At 34.4% G+C, this 26365-nt stretch carries 26 protein-coding genes and 1 pseudogene; 6 read left to right on the forward strand and 21 right to left on the reverse strand.

What is annotated here, in order from left to right; all coding sequences use genetic code 11:
* Positions 1-41: 41 nt before the first annotated feature.
* Both tnpC and istB read left to right on the forward strand, forming a co-directional pair.
* Entirely contained in the window at positions 42-1622 is a 1581-nt protein-coding gene (gene tnpC / locus AA0017_RS08155; protein ID WP_413382470.1) for an IS66 family transposase, read from the forward strand.
* Positions 1623-1657: 35 nt separating this feature from the next.
* A pseudogene (istB, locus tag AA0017_RS08160) lies at positions 1658-2287 on the forward strand (IS21-like element helper ATPase IstB); the annotation flags it as partial.
* 127 nt (positions 2288-2414) lie between these two features.
* Here istB and AA0017_RS08165 read toward each other — a convergent pair.
* The 9 genes from AA0017_RS08165 to AA0017_RS08205 form a co-directional block, all read right to left on the reverse strand.
* Entirely contained in the window at positions 2415-3410 is a 996-nt protein-coding gene (locus AA0017_RS08165; RefSeq protein WP_413380787.1) for an ATP-binding protein, read from the reverse strand.
* Positions 3411-3424: 14 nt separating this feature from the next.
* Positions 3425-4771, reverse strand: coding sequence for a hypothetical protein (locus AA0017_RS08170; protein ID WP_413380789.1), 1347 nt, complete (start codon positions 4769-4771; stop codon positions 3425-3427).
* Positions 4772-4832: 61 nt separating this feature from the next.
* Positions 4833-5390, reverse strand: coding sequence for a hypothetical protein (locus AA0017_RS08175; RefSeq protein WP_413380791.1), 558 nt, complete (start codon positions 5388-5390; stop codon positions 4833-4835).
* The gene (locus AA0017_RS08180; protein ID WP_413380793.1) at positions 5387-5974 is read right to left on the reverse strand and encodes a hypothetical protein; all 588 of its coding nucleotides are present in this window, start codon (positions 5972-5974) and stop codon (positions 5387-5389) included. The genes AA0017_RS08175 and AA0017_RS08180 overlap by 4 nt, the downstream gene beginning before the upstream one ends.
* Before the next feature lie 741 nt (positions 5975-6715).
* Entirely contained in the window at positions 6716-6895 is a 180-nt protein-coding gene (locus AA0017_RS08185) for a cyclophilin-like fold protein (protein WP_413380795.1), read from the reverse strand.
* A gap of 655 nt (positions 6896-7550) precedes the next feature.
* Positions 7551-7757, reverse strand: a complete 207-nt coding sequence (locus AA0017_RS08190) for a helix-turn-helix transcriptional regulator (RefSeq protein WP_413380797.1) — start codon at positions 7755-7757, stop codon at positions 7551-7553.
* A 262-nt stretch (positions 7758-8019) separates the two neighbouring features.
* Positions 8020-8181: a hypothetical protein gene (locus AA0017_RS08195; protein WP_413380799.1), complete on the reverse strand. Its 162-nt coding sequence runs from the start codon at positions 8179-8181 to the stop codon at positions 8020-8022.
* A 216-nt stretch (positions 8182-8397) separates the two neighbouring features.
* The gene (locus AA0017_RS08200) at positions 8398-9558 is read right to left on the reverse strand and encodes a YecA family protein (protein ID WP_413380801.1); all 1161 of its coding nucleotides are present in this window, start codon (positions 9556-9558) and stop codon (positions 8398-8400) included.
* Between the two features lie 333 nt (positions 9559-9891).
* On the reverse strand, positions 9892-10491 hold the full coding sequence (locus AA0017_RS08205; RefSeq protein ID WP_413380803.1) for an SCO family protein: 600 nt from the start codon (positions 10489-10491) through the stop codon (positions 9892-9894).
* A gap of 284 nt (positions 10492-10775) precedes the next feature.
* Between AA0017_RS08205 and AA0017_RS08210 the strand changes: the two genes are divergently transcribed.
* Positions 10776-11354, forward strand: a complete 579-nt coding sequence (locus AA0017_RS08210; protein ID WP_413380805.1) for a copper resistance protein CopC — start codon at positions 10776-10778, stop codon at positions 11352-11354.
* Complete coding sequence (locus AA0017_RS08215) at positions 11351-12445, forward strand: copper resistance D family protein (protein ID WP_413380807.1); 1095 nt, start codon at positions 11351-11353, stop codon at positions 12443-12445. The genes AA0017_RS08210 and AA0017_RS08215 overlap by 4 nt, the downstream gene beginning before the upstream one ends.
* Positions 12446-12618: 173 nt before the next feature.
* Here the strand turns inward: AA0017_RS08215 and AA0017_RS08220 are convergent, their stop codons facing one another.
* The 11 genes from AA0017_RS08220 to AA0017_RS08270 form a co-directional block, all read right to left on the reverse strand.
* A complete protein-coding gene (locus AA0017_RS08220) occupies positions 12619-13656 on the reverse strand; it encodes a flavin-containing monooxygenase (protein WP_413380809.1) in 1038 nt (345 codons plus the stop codon).
* A 98-nt stretch (positions 13657-13754) separates the two neighbouring features.
* The gene (locus AA0017_RS08225; RefSeq protein ID WP_413380811.1) at positions 13755-16136 is read right to left on the reverse strand and encodes a heavy metal translocating P-type ATPase; all 2382 of its coding nucleotides are present in this window, start codon (positions 16134-16136) and stop codon (positions 13755-13757) included.
* Complete coding sequence (locus AA0017_RS08230; RefSeq protein ID WP_047989158.1) at positions 16129-16512, reverse strand: ArsR/SmtB family transcription factor; 384 nt, start codon at positions 16510-16512, stop codon at positions 16129-16131. Before AA0017_RS08230 ends, AA0017_RS08225 begins: the two co-directional genes overlap by 8 nt.
* A 284-nt stretch (positions 16513-16796) precedes the next feature.
* Positions 16797-16997: an SHOCT domain-containing protein gene (locus AA0017_RS08235; RefSeq protein WP_413380813.1), complete on the reverse strand. Its 201-nt coding sequence runs from the start codon at positions 16995-16997 to the stop codon at positions 16797-16799.
* 15 nt (positions 16998-17012) lie between these two features.
* Positions 17013-17723: a cytochrome c biogenesis CcdA family protein gene (locus AA0017_RS08240; RefSeq protein ID WP_413380815.1), complete on the reverse strand. Its 711-nt coding sequence runs from the start codon at positions 17721-17723 to the stop codon at positions 17013-17015.
* A gap of 12 nt (positions 17724-17735) precedes the next feature.
* Positions 17736-18932 carry a c-type cytochrome biogenesis protein CcsB gene (ccsB, locus tag AA0017_RS08245; RefSeq protein ID WP_413380817.1) on the reverse strand — a complete coding sequence of 399 codons (1197 nt, stop codon included), beginning with the start codon at positions 18930-18932 and terminating at the stop codon, positions 17736-17738.
* Positions 18916-20562 (reverse strand): cytochrome c biogenesis protein ResB, encoded by a 1647-nt coding sequence (locus tag AA0017_RS08250; RefSeq protein WP_413380819.1) that lies wholly within the window; start codon positions 20560-20562, stop codon positions 18916-18918. The genes ccsB and AA0017_RS08250 overlap by 17 nt, the downstream gene beginning before the upstream one ends.
* Positions 20563-20574: 12 nt before the next feature.
* A complete protein-coding gene (gene resA, locus AA0017_RS08255) occupies positions 20575-21102 on the reverse strand; it encodes a thiol-disulfide oxidoreductase ResA (protein ID WP_413380821.1) in 528 nt (175 codons plus the stop codon).
* A gap of 186 nt (positions 21103-21288) precedes the next feature.
* The gene (locus tag AA0017_RS08260; RefSeq protein ID WP_003321435.1) at positions 21289-21507 is read right to left on the reverse strand and encodes a hypothetical protein; all 219 of its coding nucleotides are present in this window, start codon (positions 21505-21507) and stop codon (positions 21289-21291) included.
* Positions 21500-22909, reverse strand: coding sequence for a sensor histidine kinase (locus tag AA0017_RS08265; protein ID WP_413380823.1), 1410 nt, complete (start codon positions 22907-22909; stop codon positions 21500-21502). The genes AA0017_RS08260 and AA0017_RS08265 overlap by 8 nt, the downstream gene beginning before the upstream one ends.
* A 13-nt stretch (positions 22910-22922) precedes the next feature.
* Positions 22923-23621 (reverse strand): response regulator transcription factor, encoded by a 699-nt coding sequence (locus AA0017_RS08270; protein ID WP_047989150.1) that lies wholly within the window; start codon positions 23619-23621, stop codon positions 22923-22925.
* A gap of 119 nt (positions 23622-23740) precedes the next feature.
* On the opposite strand from AA0017_RS08270, the gene AA0017_RS08275 reads away from it, so the two are divergent.
* Together AA0017_RS08275 and AA0017_RS08280 are read left to right on the forward strand one after the other, a co-directional pair.
* Positions 23741-24046 carry an ArsR/SmtB family transcription factor gene (locus tag AA0017_RS08275; RefSeq protein ID WP_413380826.1) on the forward strand — a complete coding sequence of 102 codons (306 nt, stop codon included), beginning with the start codon at positions 23741-23743 and terminating at the stop codon, positions 24044-24046.
* 104 nt (positions 24047-24150) lie between these two features.
* A complete protein-coding gene (locus AA0017_RS08280; RefSeq protein ID WP_413380828.1) occupies positions 24151-25050 on the forward strand; it encodes a cation diffusion facilitator family transporter in 900 nt (299 codons plus the stop codon).
* A gap of 58 nt (positions 25051-25108) precedes the next feature.
* On the opposite strand, the gene AA0017_RS08285 is transcribed toward AA0017_RS08280, so the two are convergent.
* A complete protein-coding gene (locus AA0017_RS08285; RefSeq protein ID WP_413380830.1) occupies positions 25109-26308 on the reverse strand; it encodes a murein hydrolase activator EnvC family protein in 1200 nt (399 codons plus the stop codon).
* Positions 26309-26365 lie beyond the last annotated feature (57 nt).

Consider the following 26365-nt stretch of genomic DNA (forward strand, 5'->3'; position numbering starts at 1 on the left):
AATGATAAGCAAATGGATGAGAGGTAATGTATAATGAAGCTATGAAAACAACAGAAACCACCTCTCAACCTACAACTGAAGATTTAGAAAAACGTGTCTCATCACTTGAGGAACAAAACGCAGAGCTGACGGCAAAAATTAAATGGTATGAAGAACAATTCCGTCTCAGTAAGCAACGCCAATTTGGTACTTCAAGTGAGAAGACAAATGCTGATCAGTTAGAATTGCCTCTTTTTAATGAGGTAGAAATTACGGCTGACCCATCGATTGAAGAACCTACGGTTGAAACCATTACGTACGAACGTAAAAAAACCAAAGGTCAACGTGATAGTAAACTTGAGAACCTTCCGAAGGAAGTTATTGAGTATCGATTACCTGAAGAAGATCAGGTTTGTTTGTGCTGCAATGGAAATCTACACGAAATGTCGACGGAGGTACGTCGTGAATTAAAAGTTATTCCAGCGGAAGTGAAGGTCATTGAACATGTTCAACATGTCTATGCGTGTCGCCATTGTGAACGCGAAAGTACAGAGACTCCTATTGTTAAAGCTTCCATGCCTAAATCAGTATTCCCTAAAAGTCTAGCTTCGCCATCTGCGATGGCCTACATCTTAAATCAAAAATATGTAGAAGGACTTCCATTGTATCGTCAAGAACAACAATTCGCTCGTTTAGGTGTCTCTTTGTCACGCCAAACATTAGCTAATTGGGTTCTTTATGGTGCTAATACATGGTTAAACCTCATCTATGATCGAATGTATCAATTTCTGATGAAGCTTGATATTGTTCATGCGGATGAAACGACGCTGCAAGTGCTACGAGAGCCAGATCGACCATCAACGGCAACTTCTTTTTTATGGTTGTATCGTTCGGGACAGGAAGGTCCCCCAATTGTATTGTTTGACTACCAGCAAACACGAGCAAGTAAACATCCTAGAAAGTTTTTATCCCCTTTCCGAGGGTACTTACATGTAGATGGATATGCTGGATACAATGGAATTCCAAACGTAACGTTAGTTGGTTGTTGGGCACACGCTCGTCGAAAATTTGATGAAGCTTTAAAGGCCTTGCCTAAAGAACAACAGTCGAAAGATGTCACAGCCAAAGAAGGCTTGAAATTCTGTAACCAACTCTTTGCGATTGAACGAGAAATCAAAGGTTTATCATTCTCTGACCGCCATCAAGTACGTCTAGAAAAAAGTCGACCACTTCTTGACGCTTTTTCAGCATGGCTTCGCATGCAAACGCCAAAAGTGTTACCAAAGAGTGCACTCGGAATAGCGATCAAATACTGCCGTAATCAATGGGATAAGCTAGAGGCTTTCTTAGAGGATGGTAGACTAGAGATTGATAATAATAGAAGTGAGAGATCCATTAAGCCGTTTGTAATCGGCAGAAAGAACTGGATTTTTGCCAACACTCCGAAAGGAGCAAAGGCAAGTGCTGTCACTTATAGTATTGTAGAAACAGCCAAAGAAAATGGCCTCAATCCTTATCAATACTTAATGCACTTATTTGAGGAGCTTCCCAATATTGATGTGAGTGATGAAAACGCCATTGATCAATTGCTTCCTTGGTCAAACAGTCTTCCGGCTCACTGTCGTATTCAACATGATAAGTAGATTATAAGTTAGTCCCCATCTCTTTAATAGGTGGGGACTATTTGACGCTTACGTTTGAAAAGGAGATTGAGCAAAGAGAGGAGCGAAAAGTAAACCTTTTATTAAAGCAAGCGACTCTTCCTAAGATGAGCGGAGTGCCTTTTAATTGGAAAGATGTTGTCCTAACGCCACAATTAACGCAGTCTTATTTACTAGAAGGATTATTCTTGGAGAAGCAGGAGAACTTAATTTTTTATGGTGGAGTAGGCACAGGTAAAACCTATTTATCTTCCCTTATTTCGTTACAGTTGATTCAACAAAGAGGGTTATCGGTCAAGTTTTATACGGTAGCGACGCTGGTGAACAAACTACTAGAAGCTCATGAAAAAGGGACATTAAGCAAAGTATTTAAGCAAATGGAGAAATTGGATTTACTCGTTTTAGACGAGCTAGGTTATATCCCTTTACACAAACAAGGGGCGGAGTTATTATTTCAAGTCATTTCATTGTGTTATGAGAAAACGAGCATTATCATTACGAGTAATTTGACGTTTGGGGAGTGGAATCATGTTTTTGGAGACCCTATTTTAACGGAAGCCGTTATCGATCGTCTCATCCATCACTCTCATTTAGTCGTCTTTAACGGGGAAAGTCACCGTTATAAGGAATCGATGATACATCAATAAAAAAGATTGGCAAGTGGTTACATATTTAATTGCCGTTTTATACATTTCTCACTTGCCAAATACAATTACCGCCGTAATTTGTTCAAATTCTTCAAAAGTAATTTGAAAGTCTATCGCCTCTTCCACGCTAATTTTTCTTGGAGGATAATTTCATTTGTATATTTCCATATAACTCTGCTTCTATATAGCCTGAACTAATTATTGCCTCCCTCCAATTTTCAAGGTCTATTTGATACAAATTCTGTCCATCTATACCGAATTCTTTTAAAGCATAATCAACAGTTAAAGTTATATACTGCATTGGTATCTCTATTTTTTCTTTTATCCCTGACTCGCTTCTCAATTCCTTAAAAGCACTATATAATTCATCTGAAAAATTACTTAAACGAAACCCCTCTTTAAATTGATTAGGAAAATAATATCTAGTGAAGGAGTAGTTAGAGCCTGCAGGGAATTCGCAATTTTCATCACAGCCATTTAGACATTCTTTTAAATCATTCTTTTTACTCACTCCATTAAATTGATGGTGTTGCACCATAAAACGACCTATAATTTGATGTTTTCCTAGTTCAACGAAGACAGATCTTTGGTGTACAAGTTCGTTTTGACCAAATAAAAATACAGTAAAAGATATTCCGTAATTATCCAATTCGTTATTGATGTCCATTAGCCAATCATATTGTATTTCACTTAATCGTTGAGCATCATCAATAAAAAAAACTATTCGATTACTTTTTTTTATTACGGCTTCTTCTATTAAAAATTTAAATAACCTTTCTCTTTTATGACATGCTTTTCCGTTATGAGGCAAAGCATGTCCAACCCCAGTCAAAACATCTTCAAAAAAAGTGTTCTCATTTGGGTTTTTATATCTTCTACACATAATAAAATACGTAGATATCTCCTCGAACTCTAAAGGGAGTATTGTTTGTAAATACTTAATTGCTCTTGTTTTACCTAAACGAGGTCTGCCATAAATTATGGCTCCAGGTGAACGATTTATTAAACATTGTGATATTTTCTGATATAACCTGTCAATTTCGTTAGTTGGTATAATATATGTTCCAGTCTCAATGGGATGCATATTATCCAATATATTTGGTCTCTTATGAGAGTCATTCATGATTAGCACTCTCCTTAGTAAGTAATTGTTCTTCTAATTTTTTTTGTTGTTTTATTTGATTTTTTATTCAAAAAATCTTCTATAAGTTTTTGTTGAGTATTCTCTGAAGGATTTTCTATTTTATTAGAAGCAATATTTTTAGATAAGTCCTTTTGTTTTATTTCAGTTTCAACTTCTTCTAATAGGCTGTTTTGAATCGATTTTAATTTATTTCGTGCTGCTTTGTTAGTTTGTGCTTTTTCTTTTAGATATTCTTGATATACGATAATAGGATCGTCCTGATAAGTAAATTGTATCAATTTTTTTGTTGCCAATTTATATATCTCTTTTCTTAACTTTAATGAATGTTTAGTTAATCCCCACTGTCCTGAAACTCTTAATTTCCCAATACTTGAGCCATCCTCCAAATAAGCATCTAAAAAGCGTATATCTTCAATATCAATTGTCAAAATTAATTTCTTCCCTATTAATCCTGGACTACGGAGTAATAATTCGTTTGTGTATTTTCCATGCACAAAATTTATATGTGGTCTTCGTCCCTTAGTTATATTTCCTTTAATGGTACGAAACGTCTCCATTGAAAAAAAATTAACATCTTCTCTCTGATTCTCATCCATAGTTCTAATCATTGCCCCTTTGTTAATTTTTTGTTTCATTGATTCAAGAGGAGAAGCAAAATAAAGCCCTTCATGAAAAGAAGAATTATATTGAGCTATAACTGCAGCAGTAACTTCTTCTAGTTCTTCAAAGGTAATTTCAAATTTAATGGCATCACTCTCACTATTTTTCCTTCGGGGATCTGAGACATTACTCCCTGTAGTACTAGGCAACCTATGATATCCTACTTTTTCCAATTTACCAAAAAATCTTTCAATTATAGCCCTTTTTAAGGGGGATTTAATTGGTCCAGCCTGAACTCTACAACCCGCAATTCTTTTTAATCTATCTCTCACTATGTATGAGAGATTGGCTTTAGCATTGTCATAAAAGAGCTCATCCCACAATGCCCATTGAGTTTCAGGAATCAACATAGAGGGCAGCCCACCATCCGCTGGATATTCTAATTTAGGGATAGTTAATTCAGGTCTTTCTTGAGGTATAATTGCATTTTTTATAGTTTGAAGAACATCCTCACTACTATATTCTCTATTAAGGCATAGGTGGTAACCAATTATTGCTCTTGTTGACACATCTATTATAGTTAGTATCCATATTCTACTTAGTGGAACAAATCTTGAAGTGCCATCAGGAGCTGTTAATTCCATTGATATGATAACATCAATTTTATGACCATCAAATTGAACTTCCTGATAAGGTTTAAGCAGGTTATTTCTTTTATATATATCAAATTTTGAGTCCACATCTACTCCATTTCTTAACATGGTACTTTTAATGTTTTCTTCTTCTATTTTCCTTAAATAATTATATAATGATTCTCTGGCCTAAATCTTTTGATGTAAATGGATAATCATAAGGTGTTTTTAATCCTAATTCTTTACATTTCTTAATGAAATGCTTGTGGATATATTTTTTAGCCATTATTTTATCAGTGGGCACCTTATTATTTTTTTTAAACAACAAATCAGTAATCACTTCTTCCAATTCAGGATAAGTAATTAACAATAAGGTAAATGCTCCCGGCCCAACCATTTTATTAGAATTTAAATGGTTATCAGCTTTCTTTCTGTATTCCTTAAGTGTCTTATTAGGAATTAATGCTCGGTATCCCCAAATAACTCCAAACTTATCTTCTTTCAGGCATCGGCGAATAAAACGATATAAATCTTGTTTAGCAATGCCTGTTTCCAAAGTTATTTCTTTAAGAGGCTTACTGTTAAAGTAAAGTTCAACAGCTTTTCTTCTATTTCTAAATATTTCTAGCTCTTGTTGGTTAAAGTGATTTGTGTTTACTTTTGGCCAATTTTTCAATTCTAATAATTCTGGTGTTATATTTAACGAGTCAATAAATCGACTACTCAATGGACCCACACCTCCAACTTGTTTATATCGTTTATTAACTTGATATTAGAATTTATCTTTCCTTTTAATATAAGGTGAAAAGTTGCTCTCTGTATTCTTGTAGGCGCTAAGTTACTTATATTTTTTATTAGGTTGTTTACATTTACTTTTTGCCTATTCTTCAAGAATTTTAAGATAATATAGACATCGGTTTCATTTGGAGATTTACCAAGGTACGGTAATATAAATTTGGCAAGTGCAATCATAGATTCATTATGTTCTACATATTCATTTGTAATTACTAATGAATTGTTACATTTATAGATATTAGTTGAACCTTGATTTTCTTTGTATCTTAGAAAAACATTTTTTTCTACTCCATCTACTGTTCTCACCAAAAATTGTGGAGAATATTTCTTTGGAATATTTAGGACAACTGGACGTATAACAAATAGTTCAACATCTAAATCTATTTCTAATAAAAGCCAGTAATTATACTCTTGATTACTTGTTATAATGATATCTTTATTCAATTTTGGACTGTAAGTATACCAGCAATTATTATTCATGATTTTAGATTTACTAGCAGGGTAAGAATCATACATCTCAACACCTCCATTTTTAGAATAGTATAAATTTTTCATAAATTAAAGTTATTTTTTTCTTGCTCTATCTTTTTATCTATTCTATTTCTTATGTCTTTGGACCTTCTGAAAGTTTTCCCTCTCGCTAAAGCAGCTTTAAAAATTTCGGGATTCTGATGCAATAAAGTTGTGATTTCCTTTTGTGTTAAATAAATATGGCATTTGGGCAATTTAATGTAGATGAATTTCACTTTTTTCTCCTCTTTTCTACTTTGATAGATTCATAGTTTCCATTTTTCATTAAAATTAATCAGGGAAATACAATGAATTCAATAATTTTTCCAATAATTCAGAACGAGTTCTGAATCACTTCAAAAGGATATCACCGTTAGTAACGTCCATGAAAGCCTTGCCTTCATCTAAGACCAGCAAGGCTTCTCCATCCGCGTAGTGTGCCTTTAAGACCGGTGAACCAGATCTCAGTTAACACCGACAGCACCACTCGGTTCATATTTTTACCAGTCAGCGTCTACTGGGCAAATACTAGGATCTTGTATGCCCTTCCGTAGCGATATGCGGTGCATTCCAACCTAGCTCCTCATTTCACCTCCAAATTCCCATGCCGCAGCGAAAACTTCGATTGAACATAATCGGTGATCGTGCCATCAGCGTCACCTTCAATTTGATATCGACCACCGAGCTCTCGATTCGTCACAGCGTCCTAGAGTTCAGCAGAAGCAGTCGCGTAGGAACGTTCTGCGATTAGTCAGGTGCAAAGCCAGAAGGTTTCCCTTCCCTAGTTAATTCTTCTGGTAGATAACTAAGTTTCTCAATTCCTTCAGTTTCCTCAAATGTGAGTGTTAAGGGAAGTTTCTCTAAAAATTCTCTGTTTGTTGGATTATTATAAATATTTATAATGGTTTCCCCACTATTAAGAATCATCATTATTGTCTGCTAAATCATCCTGGCTATCTTCGTAATTTATTTCCTCAGATGTTCTTATTGTTCCTCGAAGCAGTTAAGTTGAGGAACTAATTTTAAAAAAATATGGAGAATTGATATTGAAAAAAGTGGAAAGCTAGGGGCATAGCCCCTGCCCTGGTTATGGACTATTGCTTTTTCGTAATACCTGCTGCTTGAATTTTAGTTAGTAGCTCGTTAAAGTCCCCTTGGTGCTCTAGTTAATACACTGATTAGCCCAATAGTGTTTGGGTGGAATGCTAGCAATCAGAAACCACCAGTTTCTAGTAGTAATTGATAAGATTGCGAATATAATAAGTGACAATGCCACAATCGAAATTCCGAATTTAACTCTAGAGGATTTCAAAGGCTCTGTCCTATTCATATTGATAGACAAAATTATGCCTGTAATACCCCAACTGATCGTATGAACAGTCAAAATAATTGCTAATACCATTGCGGCTCTTATTTCAATTCCGAATATTATCAAAGTAAATAAAACATAGATTGAAGCAAGAGTGAAGAACCAAGAAATGGATCGAGCCTTTTGCCAAATATGTTCATGGAGTTCATCCAAACCATCATCATAATACAGCTCCTCCATATAATACTAACAACTCAACTAATTGTACCGCCATTATTCTTCTCCCTTTTCTTCCAATGTAAAGACCTCTTCGATTATGCAATCGGATACCTTCGAAATGTTGTATGCCAGTTCAAGTGATGAATTATATTTTTCTGATTCGATGGCAATGATTGATTGTCTCGAGACACCTACCTGTATGGCTAGCCCCTCTTGAGTCACCTTCTTAGCTTTGCGCAGATCTTTGATTCGGTTTCTCATCTTTTCCTCTCCTCTGATTATTTTTGTAAAGTCAGCTTTACAATCGGTTGTAAGTAAAGTTTAATTTACATTATTTTGTATAGAGATCCGTTGTGGGATTGATATTGACGCACAAGAAGACTCTTCTCACAAAAGAAGATACATATTAGAGGGAGTTGGAGATTTAACACAATAAGGAAAAAACAAAAAAAATACAAGTTTCTATGAACTGCTTGCATTTTTTTGTTTTTTCCTTATTGTTGATTTATGTTATTAGAAGCGGTTAAAACTCGTTAATAACGAAATCAATCAACTCCATATCATCATCTGACAAATTAAACTTTTCCCGAACATCTTTCTCTGTGCTTCCTTTTTTAATAAGTCCAATTGCTTTTTTTAAGGTTGCATCATCACTATAATCGTATTCTTCTACTTCTTTGTTCATTTTTATTTCACCTCGATCTGATTATACAAAATTCAATTAGTAAAATTAAAAGACCATTAATATCAATTGAAGGATCTTTCAAAAAAATTTCAAAGTCTGCGGTAGAATCCTTTCTTTTATTAGCTGGAGCCATCTACCCTTGCATGGCTAATAGTAATATCTTAGTAATCCTATTTTGGGATCGAACCTACTTTGTATCAGGTTTCCAATATGTTCTTATACAAATAAATCTAATTTTCCTCTGTTACTATAATCAAAAGTAGTGCTTTTTCCAGCGTTTCGTAAAACCATTCCAATCGTTTTACTATAAACTGATGCATCACTTCCTTGTAGATTTGCATAGAAGGTATACGCTATTTGAGTTTCTTCATCCCAATTCTTCCAAATATCAGGGCTTAACACCATGTTTTCAGAATATAATGGCAAGACTAGTGAAAAATAAAACTTTATTTTATCTATAGTTGAACTTTGTATTTGATTAAATAAGTCTAGATATGCCGCTTTCTCACTTTCCAAACAACTTAATAAAATATAAGACTGTGTTTTTTCTGGAAAAACAGTAACAGCTATACGATGCATGACTCCTTTTGCTGTATGTTTGATTTTTCTACCATCCAAATCGTAGTCTGGAGCAATATAAGCATAACTTGCAAATTTTATTTGTTCGGGTAATTTTACAATACAAGTTTCTATACCATCATGTTTTCCGCTGAGAATTTTTTTATCAAAATGTCCTTTTATTGATTGAAATTCTTTCATTTTCAACTGTAACATTCGATATCTTTTAACCATATTAAATGATTTGAATACCACTGGCTGCTTTTTAAAATTTGTTCTAAAAATATTGATAGCCATCCATTGCTTATAATATTCAAATATAAAAGCTTTATAAGCATAGACAAATTTCATTGTCTCATTTGAACCATCAAAGTCAGGTGCTCCTTTTTCAATTGCAGCAAAAACTATATTATCATGCAAGTCGCAAAAGCAAGTTTCAGTAGTTGCTGCTTTTACACTCGTTTTACTTACTTCAACGAAAAGTTCCTTTTTTCCATTCTTAAGAGGAACTAACAAAGGACGTTTCTTGGGGTCTAATAAATAAACATGCCGCTCACTACCTCCGAGTAAAGATATTATTTTATTATTTTGCAAAGCATGAGCATTCTTAATATCACCTTTGCAATTATTCTGCTCCGGGTACAAACAGCATTTTTTCATAGACTTTTTCATCAATTCCATTATTTGAACTTCCAAAGGCTTCTTGGATTCTTGAACTTGTATGATTCCTATATTCTTGCAACAGTCTTTATATAACTTTCCACTACCACATGGGCAACTTTCTCTTTTACTAATTTTAATAGTATTTAATATATTCAATGTAGTATCCTCTTTTATAAATAATTAAATTAACAAGTTAGTTTAATCATTTGTTTCTTGTATTTCTTTTAATATTTATGTTTCAGTCAATTATCTCCACGAGGTGCCTCGTGTATTTTAAGGGCCACTTTTTATTATCTTTCAATCTTTTCATATGCGTTTGTAGCATACTTTAAAGACAGTAAGTTTTCGTTTCCCTCCTAATATTATTATTAGGAGGGAAATAAGATTCAATAGCATCCAATTCATTAAAATATTGTTTTATTTCTTTAAGAACTTTTTACTCCCCACATTAACTTTTCTTTTTATGCTGTTGTTTCTCTATGGAGGATGTTATTGAACCGTACGTTGAATATCTCTTTTAATATCAGTTAAATCAACAGCCATACCATCATAAGATTTTATGACTTGACCTTCAGGGTTTACTAGAAAAAACCTTGTGCTATGTACAAAGTCATCCTCCATCTTCTGAACGGGTGAACGAAAGCTCTCTTTCGCAAATTGTGTAATTTCTTCTATGGTGTACCCAGTTAAAAAACTCCAATAATCATCATTGAATTTCATTCCTTGCGTATAAGCTTTTAAATGGTCTACCGTATCATTCTCTGGATCAATGGTAAATGAAATGAATTTCAGTTCAATATCCTCTTCAATCGCATAGTCTTGAATATCCCTCATGTTGGGTGTCATAATTGGACAAACGGTTGGACAGGCTGTAAAGACCATATCAGCTAACCAATAGTGACCCTTTAAGTCCTCAAGGCTTACAACTTCTCCATTTTGATTGACGTATTCAAAATTAGACACGACCATTTCTGCCTGTGAGACATCATACTCATCAGCTTTATTTCCCAGTTCATATAACCAACCACAACCACTTAAGGCTACTAAAATAAAAAACATTATTCCATACCTGAAGCTTTTTTCAATCATGATTTCTCTCTCCTCTTTAAACAATATGATTTTTACATGAAGTCATCTTAACCTTGTTTTGCTTGAAAAAACGTTGATCAGCGCAACTCTCAATTCCATTTGGTTATCGTCCATAATTTCTCCTTGATTATGTAGATCCGAGTGTTATATTAGCAACGGCTAATATGAAAGTCAAACAAATCTTTACCTCTACATAATTTCTCCACAATTGATCGATAAACTAGCTAAAGTAATGAATACTTTTATTACTACATTGGTCTAATTCTTTTTTTGGAGGTGTTTTTTTGTTTAAAAGACTTATCACTATCACTGTCATGTTTGTATTTCTTTTCTCTAGTACAAGTTTTGCACATACTGGTGTAGAGCACTCTTTTCCTGCTGATCAAAGTGTGCTGGAAGAAGCACCACAAGAAATACTAATAAAATTTAACACTCGTATTGAACAAACAAGTAGTATAAAGTTGTTTAACCAGGATAATAGAGAAGTCATTTTTAGTGAAACTTCTATTGATGGTGATACGCTGATTGGTTTACTCCCAATTGAACTAGTTAAGGGTGAATATACGGTATATTGGGAAATCATTGGTGCTGATGGACATCCAATTGAAGGTAGTTTTTCATTTCTTATCATAAGTGACAATAATACAACAGATAGTGAAGAAGAGATTAAACCAGCCCAAAGTGAAGAAAAGATAAACTCTAATCAAGATAAGGTTGAAAATCAAGGCTCAAACATAGAAGAGATTAATTTACAGAACAGTGACTATAGTCCACACTTTATTTTCTATATTATTGCTGTACTCTTAGCTATTTTAGCGATTATCATGTCATTTTATTTATTTAGAAAAGGAAAGAACCAATGATTGTATATTTTGTCAGTGAACTCATTTTATATCTCTCTTTTGCACTGTTAACTGGAACATTAATTTTAGCTCTTGTGCCAAGCGAAAAGAAACCGACAATTTTTGTTCGGAAGCGTTGGTTACAATTGGCTTTACTCAGTATTGTTATTACTTCAGCGATGCCGATCGTCCAAGTAGTGGTTTATCTTTATGATGGAATAGGGTTGTCATTAACCATTTTTAATGTGCTTCACAATTTTGAAGTAGGTAAAGCTTGGGGATTAATTTTAGGCCTTTCAATCTTTTTTTATTTGATTATCTCCATTTTACCCGTCCAACAAAATCGAATTTACTCGATCATATCGTTGCTCCTTTTACTCGCAATGATTTTAGCTGTTAGTTTGGCTAGCCACGCTGCTTCATTGACCGAGTGGACTGGACTTGTCTATCATATGATTCACTTTTTATCTACAAGCATTTGGGTTGGAGTCCTTTGGGTAATTAGTTGGTTTTCTCGAGATATAAAAAATTGGGCTAGTTTTCTTACTTGGTTCACGCCAGTGGCAATCATTTGCTTTTCCATGACTTTCTTTAGTGGTTTATTCATGATGAGTTTAGTAGTAGATTTACAAGACTATACAACTTCATGGTTATTAAACTACGGTCAAGCATTAGTCATCAAACATTTACTTATCATTCCGTTACTTGTCTTTGCTTTTTTTAATGGCTACTTGATGAAACGTAGATTGAAGAGCAATCCGTCGTTCAACCCAAAACCTTGGGCAAAAATAGAAAGCTTACTATTACTTTTTATATTTACAGCAACAGCCGTATTAGGACAAAATTCACCACCGCATGATATTGAATCAACCATACGGACTAGTGGTGTTTCTCCGCTCTTTGAATCTTTTTACGGAGGGGGTGTTTTATCTTTGAGCGACTTCCAAATGTCACTAAATGTTTTAAGTCTGATTTTTGTATTTTTGGCTATCGTGTTCTTTATTATGTTAATTATTTCGCTTCAAAGAAAAGTACCACCTATATTCTCTCTGATTACTAGTCTGCTTTGTATATTTTCAGCCTATGCAGGGCTCATGGTATCTTTCAAATAAGAAGACTATAGATTGAATTCAATTTCAAGTAACCTTAAAAGCCTTATTACAAATTTAACGTAGTAAGGCTTTTGTTTATTTTTTAGTAAACTAAATCACTTTATTACTGTTTGACAAACATAGTGGTAGTGTCATTACGACTAACTTTTTTACTAGGAATACAGCTCGACAAATTAAGTTAATACGATATGTTTAACTATGAATTCAGCATCTTCCTCTACTCCGTGGATTAATGCAGATCCTCGTTTTCTTTGCCAGCTTAATCCAATAAAATATAAACCGTTTACTGGTGAAATGCCTTCATTATGTAATGGCTGACCATTTTTATCCAAAGCCTGGTTCACTTGAATCCATTCATACGTATTCTTATAGCCCGTAGCCCAAATAATTGAATGAAATTTTATTGTTCTTCCATCAATAAAAGTGGCGACATTTTGCTGAAGACTTTTCAACCTTTCAGCTAATATAACTTGTTTCTTTACTCTTTTTATATCTCCACCAATGATGGGATCGTTCTTTTGTAACCATCTACCTATAAAAGAGTTTGCATTAACTTTTGATAACCCACTCCAATCGAACCATTGAAAGATGCTTTTAGTGAGTATCTTTCCTGGTAAAAATTTCATTTTATGACCTCTTGATAAGATAACTTGATGAGAATGACTTAGTTCAGCAGCAATTTGTACCCCTGTATTTCCTGCTCCAACAATTAAAACCGTCCCTTTAGGAATTTGAAGTGAATTTTTATAATGAGCTGCATGGATACTAAAAATCGATTGGTCTCCCTCTATAGAACTACTTATCGATGGAATATAAGGAGAATAGAAGGCACCTGTAGCAATGACAACTTTTTTTGCATGGAATACCTGATCATTTGTTTCTATATTAAAAAGTTCCTTCTTTTTAGTTAGCCGTCGTACTTTTATTCCATGTAAGATAGGTAGTTCAAAAACTTTCGCATATTGACTTAAATAATCGGCCATCTCATCTTTAGAAGGGTAGTCATTCGGATCGCCTTCTAAAGGTAAAAAAGGTAATGTACTATAAAACCTTGGTGTAAATAAAGTTAATGAATCATAACGCAACCGCCAAGAATCCCCTGTTTGTAGGTTCTCATCAATAATTAGAAAATGATGGCCTGTTTGTTTCAAATAATACCCTACTGCTAATCCGGCCTGACCACCACCAATGACAACTACATCATATAACATGTAATCACCCTTCTACTTTTCTTTTTGAATAACTGTTCTTAATTACGCGATTTAGCAAAAAGAGCGTTAAGATATTTTAACGCTCTTAGTTCTAAACATTATTCATCTTCTTTTACTCTCATAAGTCTCATACTATTTAAAGCTACTAATATCGTAGCACCCATATCAGATAAAATCGCAATCCATAGAGTTAGCCAACCTGGCACGACCAATAACAAGGCAAGAAACTTAATCGATATAGCAAACGCAATATTTACTTTGATAATATTTAGTGCTTTCCTACTTAATTTCACAGTAAATGGTAGTTTCTTTAAGTCATCCCCCATTAAAGCAACGTCAGCCGTTTCTAAAGCTGTGTCTGTACCTGCACCACCCATAGCTATTCCTACAGTAGAAGCAGCTAAAGCTGGGGCATCGTTGACACCATCTCCTACCATGGCAACTTTTCCATACTTATTTCTTAGTGATTTAATAAAGTTTAATTTGTCTTCAGGCATCAATTCTGCTTGTACGTTAGAAACCCCAACATGACTTCCTATTGCATGAGCGGTGCCTTTATTATCACCTGTCAACATAATTGTTTCTTTTATCCCAGCTTTATGCAGTTTTCTTATTACTTCTTTACTTGATTCTCTTACTTCATCTGCAACAGCAATAAAGGCTAGTATTTTGGAATCTGTACCGACAATCATTGCCGTTTTTCCTTCATTTTGCAAAGCTATAATATCTTGTTCAAAAGTTTTATCAAAAGTTTGTATATTTAATTCATTAAATAATTTAGGGCTACCAATATAATACGTGATATCATCTATTGTTCCTTTAATCCCTTTACCAGTAATCGATGTAAAATCATCGACCTGTACTTCTTCATAACGAATATTTTCTGCTTCCGCTTTCTTCATAATCGCTGATGCAAGTGGATGTTGTGAACGATATTCTAAAGCTGTAATAACTGATAATACTTCATCAGCTCCGATTTGGTTATCGACAACTTTATAGTCTGTAACAACGGGTACCCCTTTCGTTAATGTACCTGTTTTATCAAAGGCAATCGCTTTTAAAGAGCCAATTTCCTCGAGATAAATTCCCCCTTTAATTAGTACCCCTTTTTTAGCTGCGTTGCCGATCGCTGAAACAATTGATATCGGTGTGGAAATAACCAATGCACAAGGGCACCCTACTACGAGTACAGCTAAACCTTGGTAGACCCATGTTTCCCAGCTTGCGTCAAAAAAGAGTGGTGGCACAGTAGCTACGAGAGCTGCTACAACCATAATAATTGGCGTATAATATTTAGCAAACTTATCAATAAACGCTTGTGCAGGTGCCCGCTCTCCCTGAGCTTCTTCAACTAGATGTATAATTTTAGATATCGTAGTATCTTCAACAAGCTTAGTTATTTCAACTTCTAATAAACCCTCTTCATTTAGAGTACCAGCAAATACTTCGTCATTAACTAATTTTTCAACTGGTACTGATTCTCCAGTTATAGCAGCTTGATTCACAGAAGAATGACCATTGACAACGATCCCGTCCATTGCTATCTTTTGTCCGGGTTTAACAATCATAATATCGCCCACCATAATGTCATCTACATGAACAGCTAGCTCTTGACTGTTACGTCGAATGAGGGCTTCTTTTGGAGCAATTTTCATTAAAGCTCGTATTGAGTTTCTTGCCCTGTCCATCGAAAATCTTTCTAACTCTTCACTAATGGCAAAGAGAATAACAACAATAGCAACTTCTCCCCATTCTCCTATAATGGCTCCCCCAATAACCGCTACAGTCATTAACGTTTTCATATCAAATTCTAAACGTGTTAAGTTTTGCAAACCAATTTTAAAGAGTGATAAACCACCTACTAACATAGAGGCTAAAAATAATAGCATTGTAACAAGGTTTTCTTCTCCATTCACAAATTGAGAAAGAAATCCCATTATAAGAAATAGAGCAGCATATAACAATTTACTATATTTTGTGAAAAAAGGCACTTTTTCAACGGTTTCATCGTCTTGAGAATGTTTGGAGTTTTGTTGATTGGCTTTCTCAGGGATAATTTTCAGGTTTTCAAAAGCACCTGCCTTCTCTATGTCTTTTAACGATGCCTGACCATAAACGGAAATCTTAGAGGCCCCAAAATTAACTTTCGCGTCCTCGACACCAGGAATTCCTTTCACATTCCTTTCAAATTTCCCAGCACAATTAGCACAACTAAACCCTTCAACACGGTATACATGTTGTTGAGTACGCTTTGGCTTTTCCAGTGAGACTTTTAAGTTTTCAAAGGCCCCTGCTTTTTCTAGCTCTTCAATAGTTGTATCTCCATAAACAGCAATTTTAGAAGCTCCAAAATTAACCTTTGCGTCCTCAACACCGGGAAGCTTCTTTACATTTCGCTCATACTTTCCAGCACAGTTTGCGCAACTGAATCCGTCTACACGATATACGTGTTTATTGTTATTTTCTTGATGTTCATCCACGGTCTTCAACTTCCTTTCCGTGAATCATTGCGGTTTTAATAAGCATTTTTACATGTTCATCATCCAAAGAATAAAATACCAACTTACCTTCTTTCCTACTTTTAGCGATTCCTAAATTACGTAAAAGCCGTAAGTGATGTGATGTAGTTGCTGTTGTGGCATTAATGATATTAGCCACGTCACATACACATAATTCATTTTCTTGTAGAAGAGAAAATGCTATTTTCAAACGCGTTTCATCCGCTAATGCTTTAAATATACTGGCAACAGGATAAAAGCTCTCTTTGTTTAAGATTGAACTAACACGACTAACCTTTTCTTCGTCATAGCAATAAATATCACATGTGTCATGTTGCGATTTTAATTTCTCAGACATTTAATCACCTTCATTCAAATATTTGTTTGATTATATAATTATTCTATGATAAGTATCTCAAAACGTCAATCAAATATTCAAAATCTTATTTGAATGTTTGATAAGTTTATCTTGTTTAATCAAACTAATCTTAATTTTGTATAGTTTTGAAATACATACATTTGCACATATCCTTTTACAATATCTATATTAAGGTATTCAATTGAAAAAAGGTGCTGAATAGTAAGCACCTTTAACCTCGATTTCTTTCATTTTATCTATGAGCATATTAAATATTTCACTAATTACTTTAGGACTTTTTTTCTTTTTATAAATTCCTCTTCAGTAATCTCTCCATTAATGAAACGTTCCTCTAAAATGTTATAAGGAGATTTCGACTTTTGTTCTTGCTGAAAAAGTAACTTCAACACCAAAAATAGAAATGAAACTAGAAGTAAAGCAATAATAAGCATAATCATTATTTGCGACATCATTTCACTACTCATTTCTTACCTCCTTGTCTAGAATCCCATAAATCCACCAAATAAGTTATTTATTAAAAAAGAAGTTACTTTTGTCATCCAATCAAAATAAAGCATAATCCCAAATAAAATCATAAGTATTCCACCAATTTTCATCATGAGATTCATATACTTCTTTATCCAATTCAATTTTCCAATAAAGAAGGTCATAAAAAAAAATGGAAGAGCGAATCCAATACTATAGGCACTCATATAGGTCATGCCGGAGCCTGGATTTGTAAGGCTTAAAGTAATAACCGCGGTTAAGATTGGACCGATGCATGGTGTCCATCCAGCCGCAAATGCAATCCCTATAAAATAGGTACCGATAAAGCCAGTTGGTTTTTTCGATAATTGTAGCTGATGGTTTTTCATCAAAAATGATGGTTTGAATAGACCAAGTATAATTAAACCAAAAATGACGATTACAATTGCCCCAACTTGCCTTATTAATTGGTTATACGTGATAAACAATTCTCCAATTAATGAGGTTGACATGCCTAAAACAACAAATATCGTTGAGAAACCCAATAGAAAAATAAGAGTGTGTAACATAGCGATCGGTGAAATATTTCTACCCTTTTCCTTTAGATCTTCAATCGATACACCTGTAATATATGAGATAAAAACAGGGTATAAAGGTAAATTACACGGGGAGATAAAAGATAAAACCCCTGCACTAAAAGCCAAAAAGATATTTATTTCATTCATATGAATTCCTTCCTAAGCATAAGAGTGAAGCCCGGCCACAACTAGATTAACCACAAGTAAGTTAAACATAATCAAAGCAAAGCCAATCACTAATAACCATGCTGATTTTTCCCCGTGCCAGCCCTTTGATAAGCGTAAATGTAAATAGGCCGCATAAAAGAGAAACGTTATTAAAGCCCATACTTCCTTAGGGTCCCAACCCCAAAATCTGGTCCAGGCGATTTGAGCCCAAATCATCGCAAAAATTAGGCCGCCAAGTGTAAAAATTGGGAAGCCGATTAAAATAGATCGGTAACTTACTTCATCGAATAAGTGTGGATTTACATTCTTCACTAATGGTTGCAATGCCGCCGAGAGGCGCTTTCTTAATGTCAATCTTAATACAATGTACAATAAGCTCCCTGCTAAAATTGACCATAAAAATGTGTTCAATTTCCTTGGTGCATCAACGCCTTTCATCCAACTTGGTGTTTCCAGTAATGGACCAAACTTATCTTGAGTAGCGGGAACTAATTCGCCTCCATTTGGTCCTACAATCGCCGGTAAATCGTAGCTTATTTGGGTTTCTACTTCTAATTCATTCACCCAATCAAATGTTACTGCGTAATTCATGGCTGAGAACACCCCTACAGTAAGAGCAATTCCGACAGCACAGATCATTGTATAGATGATGGTCTCAAGCCAAAAAGTTTGTTTCGACTTTTTCGATTGATCAACAACTCGAATTAAATAAATCAAACCGGCAATAAACCCTATTCCTAGAATCCCTTGTCCTATTGCTGTCGTGATGACATGTATATGTAGCCAATTAGACTGTAAAGCAGGGATTAACGGTGAGATATCACTCGGAAATACCGATGCATAGGCAATAATAATAATGCCTACCGGTAACGTAAATATACCAAGTACAGATTTTTTGTATATTAAATATAGAATAAGAAACGCTAAAATAATCGTCATACCTAAAAACGTGATGTATTCAAACATATTACTAACTGGAGCATGTCCTCCTGCCATCCAGCGAGTAATAAAATAGCCCAGTTGAGACAAGAACCCTACACTTGCCACAGTAAAGCCAACCCGTCCCCATTTTTTACTCTTTGTCACCTCTTTCTTTTTTTCAAAGGAAAGTGTTAATGAAAAAATTACTAATGCAACGATATAGATAAAAAAGGCAACCATTAAAAAATTACTACTCACTTCCGCCATTTTTCTTCCTCTCTTTCTCTTCACTTATATTTGTTTGATCAGTAATTTGACTGAGATTCACTTTTTCTGCCATTGCATTAACCTCTCGAGCCAATCCAAACCAATTTTTATTCGTATGTGCCGCTAAAATGACACCATCCGCTTCTTGTCTTATCCAAATTCGTCGATGAGTCCAATAGCTTCCTTGCACGAGTCCAATCATAAAAATGGCTCCTCCTACCACTAAAAATGGCAAGGTAAAGTCTTTTCTTACGGTTAAACCTGAAACATGATTCATATCAACCCCAGCCAATCTGAGTATATAGGTATTCGACTCATTAGGGTCAAAATTAGATCCTATTGATAAAAAACTCACTTCAGGCTCTTCTTTTTCGGGACTATTCACCTCAAAAATGAAAGCTGGATTATTAGGTAAACTTGTTTGCGTACTTGGAACTCCCTCGCTATTTAAATAGAAGTCGGGAAAGTAGTCTCTCAATGTAATCGTGTAATCATTGATTTCGTAATTCATTTCAGGATTAAATAGATCAACACGAATCTGCCCTATTTCTTCTTCCGTTTCTTCGTTTATTAATATGAAATCCATTGCAGCAAATTCATTTAGTCGATAGTTAAGCTGATATAACGCAAAATCATCAAACTTCAAAGGTTCATTCACACGTATCTCGTAGGACTTTAACTCTTCAAGATTGGCACTTCCCCCAAATTGATCATGATTTTGATTCCGGTACAAAGTTACAGAAGTTTGGTATGTTTTAACAACAGTTCCTCCAGCTCTTTGGATTGCACTTTGAAATGTTTCATCATCCTCATCATATAGCTCCAGTAAAAATTGATCGCTTTCTAAATAGTACTCATCATTTGTTCCTGGGATTGAACTCGTTTCCCCATCTCTAATCCACATAAACTCGTCTACAAACAACTCTGGTGAAAATCGAAGCATTCCTCCTAATAAGAAAGTAATTAAGCCAATATGGTTCACGTACGGTCCCCATCTTGAAAAACGCCCTTTTTCTGCAAGTAATGCATCTCCGTCCGTAGTCACCTTATACTTCTTTTCCTCTAATTGTTTAATCATAGTTTTTTTGACAAAATTAAACTCTTTGTTGTTTGTTTCACTCACAAGCCTTTGTTTCTTCATAAAGCTAACATGTTTCTTCACACGTTGATTTTTCAAGGAGCGATATAGTGGAAAAAAACGATCTACACTCGCAATAATTAATGAAATAGTTAAGGCTGCTAGCAGCAATAAATACCACCATGACTTGTAAAGATTATGAAACCCTAAATCATAATAAAGCTTCCCCAAAAATCCAAATTCGTTTTCGTAATACTGACCAATATTAATGTTTGTAGGAATATACATTTGTTGAGGAAAAATGGTTCCTATTGAAGAGGCAATCAATAAAATCACAATGATCCAAACCCCTACTTTTACGGATGAAAAGAAATTCCATATACGGTCCACCACCGATTTATGGTAAGTTTGAGAACGTCTCGCTGCCCCTTCGTATCGCATATTCAAAGTCTTCTCATTATTTGCCTGTTCCGAAATAGGCTTACCACACCCTCCACAAAGTTCGGTTCCTTTTGGATTTGTATGGCCACATGAACAGGATAAACGCTGCATAATCATTCACTCCTAAGGTTTGATGCTTTCCATATATTCTTGAATATCACTCTCTGACATTAGTCCCGTAATGACTTGGGTCACCGTTCCCTCAGCATTAATGAGAAAGGTTGTTGGTAATGGAATAACGCCGTATTTTCTGACTACATCAGCATTCGGGTCCATAGGGATTGGAAAAGTTAAACCATACCGCTCTACAAACCTTTTCACTGGTAATTTTCCTTCCCGAACATTCACAGCTAATATTTCAACACCCTGACTTTTGTAAACCTCATACTGCTCTTGCATATACGGCATTTCACGCTCACATGGTGGACAATATGTTCCCCAAAAATTGAGAAATACTCCCATACCTCGATAGTCGGCTAATTCAACTTCATTTCCATCCAAGTCTGACAGAATAAAATTAGGTGCTTGGTCACCGACTCTAACGGTTGAAGCTTTGTTTGAGTTCATACTAGTGTAAAGCATATAACCAACCGCTACGGCAATAATTAAAAGGACAATAGTCCGAATAACTAATCTTTTTTTCCTTTTCATTCATACCTCCAACTTCTTATGACCTATTCATTTTTATGGTAAGCAAAGAATGTGTAAAAAATATGGAGGATAAAAAATTCATATACCAAAAAATTTCTATATTTTTACGAGCATAATTATTTTAAGAGAGATCCTAAAACAAAAAATGTACCTGAGAAGTAATTTCTCAGGTACATTTTCATCATTTTATTTTAATGAATCACTACTTCTTTTACGGCGTAAACGAAAATAGAAAAAGAAACTAAAACCAATAATAAGTGGTACGAGTGCATATACACAAATAGTAAAAAACATAAAACTGACTTGCCTATGAAAGTCCGGAAAGAGCCAAACAGCAGGAAAAGTTAAACACCCTAATCCTGCTACTATAAATACGATTACAATGGTCAATTCTTTTTTATTCATCTTTAAAAATCTCCAGTTTTTTGTTTTGCCGTGGTAATGTAATAGAGACCGTTGTTCCCTTACCAAGCTCACTTGTAACGAATATTTCACCATCATGTAAATCAATTAATTGTTTAACAATGGGTAACCCTAAACCAGACCCACCATATTTCCGATTACGAGATTTCTCTACTCTATAAAATCGATCAAAAATAAAAGGTAACTCATCTTTATGCATACCTACACCTGTGTCAGTAATTTCAATAAGGACTAATTCTTCATCAGCATGAACGGATAAGGTAATTACGCCATCTTTTGTATACCTTACAGCATTTTCTAATAGATTAATAAAAACCTGCTCTAAACGTAATGGATCAGCGTACACATATATGTTTTGCTTTATATGATTATTAATTTGTATAGAAGTATTGCGTTCTAATGCATGTAAAGATGGCTTCTTTACGACAAAATGTAGGAATTCATCCACATTTACTTGCCCCTTATGAAGTGTAAGCCGTCCTTCATCCATTTTAGTTAAATCAAATAAATCATTCACTAATGAAGACAAACGATTAGCTTCTTCTTCAATAATTTCAAAATATTGTTGTTGTTCTATCTCAGATTTCCAAAGTTTTTGTTTTAGAGCTTTTGTATATCCTTTTAAATAAGTAATGGGTGTTTGTAAATCATGTGTAATATTGGCTATAAATTCTTTTCTTTGGTCATTAACTCTTTCTAATTCAGCTGCTAGGTCATTAATAGCACCAGCTAATGAGCCTATTTCATCGTTTGATTCTTCTCGAACTCTTATAGCAAGGTCACCTTTAGCCATTTGTCGGGCTGCTTTTTCCATGCTCACTAGCGGTTGTGAAAGTTTGGTTGAAAAGAAGATAGCGAACCCAACACCTAAAAGGATTGAGCCAATAATGGCAATCATTAATAACCACTGTATAGTTTCCATAGAATGTAAAATACTTTCTAGCGATGAAAACATAATAACATGTCCTCTTACATTATTATATAAAATGGGTGATGCTGTCGCTAAATACGTCAATCCATCTGGTGTTTGGAAAGAGTTTGTTAAGTATGAGTGGTGTTCATTTTCAAGTAAATTGAACAAATAAAGGATGCTTTCATTATCTAACGCAATATTAGCATTAGCCAAAATCTCGTTATCCTCCATCATAACAATTAACTTTTGGTTGGCTAATTTTGCTGAAACTTCGACAACTTCCATTCGGCTTTCAACACCGCTATCACTAATTAAAGATGCATATTGTGTGGCTAGATAAAGAGACTCATCTTGAGCTTGCTGTAAATTAAATTGATAAAAAATTTGATTAATAACAAAACCTAGAGGAAATAAGATTGAGACGAGTAATATAATCATTGTAGCACTTAGTTTTATGTTAATTCGATTCATAGATATCACTTCTTTAATTAAATTTATAACCTATTCCCCAAACTGTGGTAATGATCTCTTCTAAAATACCTGCTGATTCTAGCTTAGAACGAATATTTTTGATGTGGGAATCTACTGCTCGTGTAGCACCTATATATTCGTCATCCCAAATCAATTGAAGTAAATCTTCCCTAGAATAGACTCTGCCTGGAGCTGAAGCAAGCTTATATAACAAATCAAATTCTTTTGCCGTAAAGGTGATCTGATTATTTTTATAATAAACTTGTCGTTTTTTAAATAAAACCTGTAATCCGTTTGTTAATATCAAATCTCCTCTGTCCTCATTCTTATTCTGATAAGATACTCTCCTCAAGAGTGCTTGTACTCTTGCTACTAATTCTTCAGGTTCAAATGGTTTAACTATATAATCATCAGCTCCTAGGTTTAACCCCATCACCCTATCGTGTAAATCTTTTCTTGCAGATAACATGAGAATAGGGATAGAAGAAGTCATTCTTACTTTTTGACAGAACTCAAAACCGTCCATGATCGGCATCATTAAATCTAATATAACAAGATCACATCGATCGGATAGTAATTTGATTTGCTCTAATGCTTCTTCTCCATTGGATGCTTCAAATATGTTATATTCATTATCAGAAAGGTAAATTTTTAACAAATTGCGCATTGTCCATTCATCATCAATAATTAATATATTTTTTCTAGCCTTCATCACGCTATCTCCTTTATTATCATCTCAAACTAACATATAGTATAAATGTGTAAAAAACGTGGAGATATAAAAATGATTACAACATAAATATTATCACAAAGCTAAAGGAGAATGATTTTATGCACAACAAATATAACGATCTTGATAAAGAAACCTTATTTATAGTTTCACAAACATTTAAAGCCCTTGGAGATCCTACTCGAATTAGAATTTTACACTTGTTAGCTAACCGAGAATGTTCTGTAGGTGAAATTGTCGAGCAACTTTCCCTAGGCCAATCCACCGTTTCACATCAATTGAGATTTCTTAAAAACTTAAGGTTGGTAAAATCTCGTAGAGTTGGTACTTCTATGTATTATTCTCCGGAAGATGAACATGTTATTAATTTACTTGAAAAAACGATTCAACACTCTTCTCATGATTAAAAGTAAAAATGAAATTTTGAAATAAAGTGTTCAAAAGAAAAGTATTTGTGATACACTCATTATATGATTATATGTTCATATAATGATTTAAAGGAGTTGGAACTATGGGACACCACCACCATCATTCTACTGGTCAGGCGAACAAAAAAAAACTTATTATAGCCATGATCATTATAGGAAGTTGGATGTTCATTCAATTTTTAGGAGGACTTTGGACAGGAAGTTTGGCACTATTAGCCGATGCAGTCCATATGTTTAATGATTTCTCTAATTTATTTATTAGCTTGATTGCCATTATCCTTGCAGCAAAAGCAGCCACGAAAAGACGAACGTTTGGTAATCATCGTTACGAAGTACTATCTTCTCTGCTAAACAGCTTAGCTTTGTTAGCTATTGCTTTCTTTGTTGTTAAAGAAGCGATTGATCGTATCATTTCTCCTCAAGATGTTATGGGCGGTGCCATGATGATTATCGCCATAATCGGTCTCATCGCCAATATTGGTGCTATGTTTGCTTTAACACGAGGAGATGTTAAGAACAATTTAAATATGCGAGGAGCTTATTTACATGTATTGAGTGACACATTAGGTTCAGTGGCAGCCATTATAGCTGCTCTTATCATTTACTTTACTGGCTGGAACATCGCAGACCCTATTCTAAGTATTCTTATTTCATTCATGATTGCTTTCTCAGCATTCCGATTACTTAAAGACACTGTCCATGTATTATTAGAAGGAACTCCAGCTCATATTGATATCGAACAAGTCAAACAAGATTTACTACAAATGAAAGGTGTTGAAAATGTACATGATTTGCATATTTGGACCATCACATCTGGAATTAATAGTTTAACCGTGCACCTTATTGTTAATCCTCAATATATCAGTCAACAAGACGCTCTTATCCAAGCTAATCAGTATGTACGAGAAACGCTTGACATAAAACACAGTACGATTCAAATTGAAACTGATGATATGAGGGAGTTTGAACATCCAAATATTTAAAGGAAAAGACGTTTGTGTAGTTATCTTTACACAAACGTCTTTTTTATTGACTGTACTGTTAAGGAATGAACTTCTGTGGGTCTACCGAGTTAGATTTAGCATTATTCCATCCACCCAAATGAACCTCATAATGAAGATGTGCACCAAATGACCGACCGGTATTCCCCATCAAGCCAATTTGTTGACCTTTTGATACATAGTCTCCTTTTGAGACATCTAGCCTATCCATATGTGCATATAATGTTTGAATTTGTCGACCATCAACTTGATGCGTAAGAATAACATAGTTTCCATAACTCGTAGAATATTGAGCAAGTGTTACTTCTCCCTCATTAGCTGCCTGTATTGGAACATCTCCAGTACGGCCATTTTTACCAATATCAACCCCATAATGATAGCTTCCGCTACGAGGTCCGTACCCCGAAGTCAAACGTCCAGTGGTGGGTCTCATGAACTCCGTACTATCAACAATCGTTTGAAGCTCAGATACAGGTGCACTTGTTGATTGAACACTTCTATATTCTGCTTGGATAGCTTTTATCTCTTCGTCTTGTAGTAATATTTTTTGTTGATCTAAATCCTCTAATTTACTAATAAGATTTTTTTCTTTTTCTTCTACCGTTAGTAACAAATCTTCTTTTTCGAGACGTTGTAACTCTAAGTTCTTTTTCATTTCCGTTAATTCATATACCATATTTTCATTTGTTGTTTTTTTGAACTCAACTTGGCGTTTATTGATAGTAAGAGCATCAACATCATTTGTATATAATTCAACCAATTTTCTATCCTGTTCAGCTATTTTTGTGACAACTTGTACACGGCTAATAAAATCTGAAAAACTCTCAGAACCTAAAATGACTGCCAGGAAGTTGTTAGACCCTTCTGTTTGATAAAGAACTCTTGCACGTCTCTTTAGCAACTCTTCACGTTCCACAACTCTTTCTTCTAATACCTCAATTTCATCATTTAGACTATCGATTTCATTATTTAACTTTTCAATTTCACTATTTTTATCTCTTATATTTTGATTTAACTCCGTTGTTTCTCTATCCATGAGCTCTATATCTTGGTCGATTTCTTTAATTTCCTCCCTAATTTGCTTTAATTCCTCACCGGCAACATCCATTTCTTCTTGATTTTTTTGTTGTTTTTCCTTAATTTCACTAACTCTCTGTACATCATCAGCATAAACTGCATTCGCACTTATCATGACTAATACTATTATTAGTAGTATTAACTTCAGACTATTTAAATTCACCAAAATATCCTCCGTTCAATAACAATTACTATTATTAAGTTAAACTTTTGCAAAATT

The sequence above is a fragment of the Alkalihalobacillus phoenicis genome, assembly GCF_047302405.1.
Classification (GTDB): domain Bacteria; phylum Bacillota; class Bacilli; order Bacillales; family Bacillaceae_D; genus Alkalihalobacillus.